Consider the following 7,367-nt stretch of genomic DNA (forward strand, 5'->3'; position numbering starts at 1 on the left):
CGGCGCCCGGTGCCGACACGGCCGCGTCACCCGGACCTCACGAACGCGGCCTACGGTGGGAGCACCATGCGCGGGCGCGGACGACGGCCGTGGTGACACAACGTGGTCAACGAACGTGGTCAACGAACGGGTCAGAAGAACGTGGTCGAAGAACGTGGTCAGAGAAGGAGTGTGCGGTGCGACGAACGACTCGGCATCGGCAGGTCCGGTTCGGCTGGATCGCACTCGCGCTGACCGCCGTGCTCGCGCTCGCCGGCTGCGGCGCCGGCAGCGGCGACGTGGTGGTCACCGTGACCTCCACCGCCGGGGCGCCGGTCACCGTGTCCGGCCTGGACCAGTCGGCCGCGCCGAGCAGCGACTCCACCGCCCTGAACACCAAGGTGCGGGTCAGCTCCAAGCCGAAGTTCGGCTCGACCGACGTGGCCCCGAACGACCCGGTCACGGTGACGGTGTTCTCGGCGACGATCAAGGACCTGACGGTCACCGGGGACGACGGCTCGAACGTCACGGGAACCATCTCCGACGACAAGGCCACCTGGACCCTGAACCAGAAGCTGGCCTACAACACCACCTACACGTTCACCGGCACGGCCACCGACGCCGATGGCACCGACACCCCGTTCACCGGGACGCTGCAGACCGTCAAGCCGGAGTCGACGGTGCGGGCCTCGTTCCAGATCCCCAGCGGCACGACCGTCGGGGTGGCCGCGCCGGTGATCATCACCTTCGCCGAGGCGATCGGTGACAAGGCCGCGGCCCAGCAGACGTTCAAGCTGACCACGGACAAGGGCGACATCAAGGGCTCCTGGGGCTGGCTGCAGGACGAGGACATCCAGGGCACCGGGGTCAAGCAGTCGATCGTGCACTTCCGCCCGGCCGAGTTCTGGCCGGCCAACACCAACGTGCACGTCGAGGCCGACCTCCAGGGGGTCAACTACGGCAGCGGCAAGTGGGGTCGGGAGGACATCGCCACGGACTTCACCGTCGGCCGCAAGCAGGTGGTCCAGGCCGACGTCACGACGTTCCGGATGGTCGTGCTGGTCGACGATCAGGTGGTGAAGAACTACCCGGTCTCCTACGGCAAGGAGTCCGTGCCCGGGCGGGCCACGGTCAGCGGCATCCACGTGGTGACCGAGAAGTATCCGACGTTCTCGATGTGCAATCCGCAGTTCGACTACTGCAACGTCGAGGAGAAGTGGGCCGTCCGGATCAACAACAACGGTGAGTTCATCCATGAGAACGCGCTGACCACGCCCTACCTGGGCAAGGAGAACGTCTCCCACGGCTGCATCAACATGGGGGTGGGGGACGCCGAGGACTACTACAACTCGGCCATCTACGGCGACCCGGTGGTGGTCTCCAACACCGGTGCGCAGATGAGCGAGAAGGACTACATCTACGACTGGATCTACTCGTTCGACGATTGGCAGAAGCTGTCCGCCCTGTGAGCGGGGCGCCGGGCCGGCGCCGGGCGGTCGTTCGCCGGGCGTACCGTGACGGCGTCATGGGCAGACACTCCGCGCACGCCGATCCCGAGGATCGGGGTACCCTGGCGCCGCGCGCCGGCGAGCCGCCGATCCGGCGGCTCGCGGCCATCTCCCTGCACACCTCGCCACTGGCCCAGCCGGGCACCGGCGACGCCGGCGGCATGAACGTCTACATCGACCAGACCGCCCGCCGGATCGCCGCGCGCGGCATCGAGGTCGAGATCTTCACCCGGGCCACCTCGTCGGATCAGCCGCCGATCGTCGAGATGGCACCGGGGGTGCTGGTCCGGCACATCGTGGCCGGCCCGTTCGAGGGCCTGGACAAGGAGGACCTGCCCGGGCAGCTGTGCTCGTTCGCGGCCGGGGTGATGCGGGCCGAGGCGCGCAAGGCGCCCGGCCACTACGACCTCGTGCACTCGCACTACTGGCTGTCCGGCCAGGTCGGCTACCTGGCCAAGGACCGCTGGGGCGTGCCCCTGGTGCACTCCGCGCACACCCTGGCCAAGGTCAAGAACGCGGCGATGGCGCAGGGTGACGACCCCGAACCCCGGGGCCGGCTGATCGGTGAGGACCAGGTGGTGGCCGAGGCCGACCGGCTGATCGCCAACACCGCGGCCGAGCGGCGGGACCTGGTCCAGTGGTACGACGCCCGGCCCGACCGGATCGACGTCGTCCCGCCCGGGGTGGACACCGACCTGTTCACCCCCGGCGACCGCGCCGCCGCCCGGCAGGCCCTCGGTATCGGGCCGGACGAGAAGGTCGTCGTCTTCGCCGGGCGCATCCAGCCGCTCAAGGGTCCGGACGTGGCCGTCCGCGCCGTGCACCGGCTGGCCGACCGGCATCCCGAGCACCGCTGGCGGCTGGTCGTGGTCGGCGGTGCGTCCGGCACCGGCCGCCGGCCGGGTCACCGGCTCGACGATCTGGTCGACCTGCTGGGCAGCCGGGACACCATCGACTTCCGGCCGCCCGTGCCGGCCGCCGACCTCGTGACGATCTTCCGGGCCGGTGACGTGGTCGCCGTGCCCAGCTTCAACGAGTCGTTCGGCCTCGTGGCGGTCGAGGCCCAGGCGGCCGGGACCCCGGTGGTGGCCGCGGCCGTCGGCGGGCTGACCGTGGCCGTGGCCGACGGCGTCAGCGGGCTGCTGGTGGACGGCCACGATCCCGAGCAGTGGGCCGACGCCCTGGCCCGCGTCGCGCTGGACCCGGCCGGTCGGGACCGGCTGGCGGCCGGCGCCCGGCGGCAGGCCCTGCGGTTCTCCTGGGACGCCACGGTCGACGGGCTGCTGGACAGCTACCGGGCGGCCCGCGTCGCCGCCCTGGCCTCCCGGGTGATCGAGCCGGTCGACGCCCAGCGCCTGATGCGCGCCGCCGGGTTGTGACCGCCCGACGCGCGGCCGGCGACCGCGACCGGCGAGCGGGGACCGGGTGACGACGATGGACACCGACGGCATCGCCGCCGCCCTGACCGGGTTGGGCGCCGACTTCGTCCGGCACGGCGACGACGCGATTCTGGTGACCCTGCCGGGGGAGCGGCGGCACCGGACGCTGGTGTGGCTGCTGGTCGGCGCGCACCACGTGGTGATCGAGTCCTTCGTCTGCCGCAAGCCCGACGAGAACGTCGAGCAGGTCTACCGGTTCCTGCTGCAGCGCAACGCCCAGCTCCGGACGGTCGCCTACGCGATCGACGCGGACGGCGACATCCACCTGGTCGGCCGGCTCGGCCGGACCACCGTGACGGCCGAGGAACTCAACACCGTGCTCGGGGTCGTGCTGGCGGCCTCCGACGCCGACTTCAACGCGATTCTGGAGCGGGGCTTCGCCTCGGCGATCCGGCGCGAATGGGCCTGGCGCACCTCGACCGGGCAGTCCGTCGCCAACCTGACCCAGTTCCGGCATCTCATCGACGCCGACTGAGGCCGCCCTGCGACGAGGTGTCACCCAGGGTCAGCGCCCACGGCGGCGTTCAGCGGGCGGCATCGATCGAAAACCGACATCCGTCCCGTATGTGACCAAAAGGGTGACGGTGGTGACGACTGAGCGTAGCCGGATCGAGGACGGCTGAGCACAGCGAGGTCGAGTATCGTCACACCGGACCAGAGAGTCGTCCAGGTGCGTGACACAAGACACTGGGGGATGCCCGTGATCGGGCGACAGCGTCGGTTGGCTGCCGCGCTGACGCGTGCCCTCGGTCGGCGCCGCCGCTTGCCTCACCCGGACGGGTGGCGCGCCCCGGAACACCGCGCCGGGTACGAGGAGCCGACCCCGTCCGTCGCCCCGCTCGACCGGTCGTCCCGATGGGTTCGCCTGGTGGCCGGCGCGGCCGCCGGTGCGGTGGTCCTGACCGTCGCGGTCCCGGCGACCCAGGCCTGGGCCGCGATTCCGGCCGTGCTGGACGTGGGCGCGGCCGGCGTGCCGGCGGGACTGCCCACGGGACCGCCGGTCTGCGCGCCGGGGCAGGAGTCGGTTCCGGCCTCCGGATCGGGCACGCCCGCCCCGCTGGGCAATCTGCAGGGTGTGCCGGCCGAGGTGGCCGGGGGCGGCACCTTCGCCGGGATCACCCTGGACGCCGAGCAGATCACGATGGCGGCCACGGTCATCGCCGTCGGCAAGCAGATGGGCATCACCCGTCGTGGGGTCCAGATCGGCGTCGCGGTCGCGACCCAGCAGTCGAGTCTGCGGCCGGAGGCGGTCAACGGCGAGTGGCTCGGGTTGTTCCAGCAGAACCCGGTCACCTACACGCAGTACCGGCGGACCGAGCCCGCGGGCGCGGCCTGGATGTTCTTCGACCAGCTGGTCAAGCAGGTGCCGGACTACGACACCGATCCGCGGTCGGACGACGAGATCGGCGAGGTGGTGCAGAAGACGCGGACCGGATGGCGGTTCGCGCAGTACACGGCGATGGCCGCCGCGCTGGCCGACCGGTTGATGGACTCCGTGCGGATCGCGCAGGACGAGGTGACCTGTGTGCCGGCGCCGGCGCAGCAGGCGGCGACGGGGTCGGCGTTCGATCCGGGCAACATCGTCTCCGACGCGGTGTTCTACAACTCCTCGGCGATGTCGGTCGAGCAGATCCGCACGTTCCTGCTCTCGGAGGGGGAGGGCTGCACGGGCCCCTGGTGTCTGAAGAACCTGCGGATCAGCACGCCGGCCCAGCCGGCTGACCAGTACTGCCAGGCGTACCCGGGCGGGGTGAACGAGGACGCGGCGACGGTGATCGCCCGGTTCTCGACCGCCTGCGGGATCAACCCGCAGGTCATGCTGGTCACCCTGCAGAAGGAGTCGGGGCTGCTGAGCCGCACCGACACGACCGCGGCGACGTACACGGCGGCGTGGGGCTGGCACTGCCCGGACACCGGCCCGGGGGGCAGCGCGAACTGCGACCCGGCGTACGCCGGGTTCTTCAACCAGGGTTACGGGATGGCCAAGCAGTGGGCCAGGTACCGGGTCGACCCGGGCAAGTACAACTACCGCGCCGGGCAGACGGCCACCATCCTGTGGAACGTCGCCGAGTCCGGGTGCGGCGGGGCGCCGGTCACGATCAAGAACCAGGCGACGGCGTCGCTGTACAACTACACCCCGTACCAGCCCAACGCCGCGTCGCTGGCGGCGTACCCGGGCACCGGCGACGCCTGCTCGGCCTACGGCAACCGGAACTTCTTCTTCCTGTTCCGCAAGTACTTCGGGTCGACCGGGGGCGGGGCGTCGACGACGGTGGTCAACGCCGCGGTGCGGGCGACCGGGACGACGGTGCAGGTGCCGAACAGCCCGTACGTCTCCGCGGCGTTGGCCGGGCAGACGATCACCGCGCCGACGCCACAGGTCGCGGCCGGGCTGGCGGCCGGGTTCAGCGCGTTGGGGTTGCCGTACGTCTGGGGTGGTGGTGGATCCGGAGCCGGCCCGAACAACGGCTGCGCCCGGGGCGGCGGCGACTACAACAGCTGCGGCCCGGAGATCGGGTTCGACTGCTCCGGCCTGACCGCGTACGTGCTGGGGATGGCCGGCTACGCCACGCCCGGCGACTCGGGGTCGCAGCGCGGGGCCGGGGTGTCGGTCAGCTGGTCGGACGCGCTGCCCGGCGACATCGTCGGATTCCCGGGGCATGTCGCGGTCTACCTGGGCACCGTCGGCGGCCGGCCCTACATCCTCGAGGCGTCCTGGGTCGGAACGCCGGTGCACATCGTCCCGTTGACCCGCACCGACATGGACGATCGGGTGCACCGGTACTGGACCGGTAGCCCGGTCCGGGCTCCCGGCATCGCCGACTTCGGATCCCTGGTGCGGATCAACAGCTACGCCAGCCCGAAGTACGCGGGCGGATCGGTGCCGTCGCTGAGCAGCCTGGCCTCCGGGTGGGCGTCGGGGTCGGGGTCGGGGTACACCCCGAACATCCCGCGGATCCGGCCGCAGCCGTTCCCGGCCCCGGCTCCGGTCGTGACGCTGCCCGACCCCGCGCCGGCCGCCGGCCCCGACCCGTCGCCCCCGGTCACCACCGTCACCCAACCCCCGCCCGCCACCGTCACCCCGACGGCCCCGCCCGCCACCGTCACCCCGACGGCCCCGACGGCCCCGACCGCGACGACCGTGACGGCTCCGACCGCGACGGCTCCGACCGCGACGGCTCCGACCGCGACGGCGCCGACCGCGACGGCCCCGGGCACGACGACGACCCCGGGCACGACGACGACCCCGGGGACATCCCCGTCGACCACCCCGGCACCGATCACCACGCCGACCCCGACCGCGCCGCCGGCCAGCACGTCCGCGCCGGCCAGCACGTCCGCGCCGGCGACCGGCTCGATCGGGACGGCGTCGGCCCCGGCCGGTTCGTCGACCGGCGGCACCGCACCCACCACCTCCGGCCCGTCCACGACCGGCGCCACCGCCTCCGGCCCGTCCACGACCGGCGCCATCACGAGCCCCGGCCCCGGGACCGCGAGCTCGACGGCGCCGACCGACCCGGCGACCGCGACGACCGGCTCGACCGCCCCGACCGGCACGAGTACGACCACGGGTCCGAGTACGACAACGGGTCCGAGTACGACGACGGGTCCGACCACCGTGACCACCCCCACGACGACCGGCTCCACCGCGGCCCCGGGCGGCTCGGTGTCCGCGATCGTCGAGACGTCGGGGCCCGCGGAGTCCGCGTCGTCGCCGGCGCCGCGGGCGCCCGCCGGACCGGCCCGGAGCGCCGACCTGTGGAGCACCGCCCCGCGGACCCGGCGCCCCGGGATCGATCGGGGAACGGCCGCACCCGGTCCCGACCCGCGCTGATCCACGCCCGCGCCCGTCCGCGCCCGTCCGCGCCCGTCCGGGCCCGGATTGCCCGCACGGATCGCCCGCCCACGGATCGCTCGGGACGGATTGCTCCTGACGGCGTCCACCGACCGGACCGACTGACGTCCGGCCGGCAAGGCCGCGCCGCCGGCGCCGGATCCGGCCGACCCGAAACCGCGGCCGCCCCGCTGGCGCCCGAGCCGGCCCCGACCGACCGTCCGGCCGACCGATCCCCGCCACCGTTGCCCAACCGTGACCTTCTGCGTGCAGCGCCGGTGGCGGACCGCTCCGTCCTGAGTGCACCGGCCGCCCGCGCGACCGGCTCGCACCGGACCCAGCCACGGAGGACGCACATGACGCGCACGGCTCTCGTCGGCCCAGCTTGCGAGGACACCATCGAGCACCGGAAGGGTGCCCGGAGGGCGATTCGGCGACGAAGGAGCCGGATCGTGCAGGGCACGTCCCGCAAGCGCACCGCGATCAGGGTGGCCGCCGGGACGGTGGTCGGAGTCCTGGCGGCGGGTCTGGTGGTGGCCTGCACCTCACCTTCGTCGACCGGGACCGCCGCGATCGACCAGGCCGACTCCGGCGCCCTGGCCACGG

General features: G+C 73.0%; 4 protein-coding genes. All 4 read left to right on the top strand.

From position 1 onward, the window contains the following. Positions 1-176: 176 nt before the first annotated feature. The 4 genes from ACOJUF_RS04150 (at position 177) to ACOJUF_RS04165 (ending at position 6,761) form a co-directional block, all read left to right on the top strand. Entirely contained in the window at positions 177-1,448 is a 1,272-nt protein-coding gene (locus tag ACOJUF_RS04150; protein WP_420120604.1) for an Ig-like domain-containing protein, read from the top strand. 56 nt (positions 1,449-1,504) lie between these two features. Then, positions 1,505-2,866, top strand: coding sequence for a D-inositol-3-phosphate glycosyltransferase (mshA, locus tag ACOJUF_RS04155; RefSeq protein ID WP_420120605.1), 1,362 nt, complete (start codon positions 1,505-1,507; stop codon positions 2,864-2,866). 55 nt (positions 2,867-2,921) lie between these two features. Further along, entirely contained in the window at positions 2,922-3,401 is a 480-nt protein-coding gene (locus ACOJUF_RS04160; protein WP_420120606.1) for a YbjN domain-containing protein, read from the top strand. 393 nt (positions 3,402-3,794) lie between these two features. Next, positions 3,795-6,761, top strand: a complete 2,967-nt coding sequence (locus tag ACOJUF_RS04165; RefSeq protein ID WP_420120607.1) for an NlpC/P60 family protein — start codon at positions 3,795-3,797, stop codon at positions 6,759-6,761. Positions 6,762-7,367: the final 606 nt, after the last annotated feature.

The sequence above is a fragment of the Nakamurella sp. genome, assembly GCF_048594475.1.
Lineage (GTDB): Bacteria > Actinomycetota > Actinomycetes > Mycobacteriales > Nakamurellaceae > Nakamurella.

Coding starts and splice junctions, on each gene's coding strand:
- ACOJUF_RS04160 (WP_420120606.1), top strand. CDS start 2,922: ATGGACACCGACGGCATCGCCGCCGCCCTGACCGGGTTGGGCGCCGAC.
- mshA (WP_420120605.1), top strand. CDS start 1,505: ATGGGCAGACACTCCGCGCACGCCGATCCCGAGGATCGGGGTACCCTG.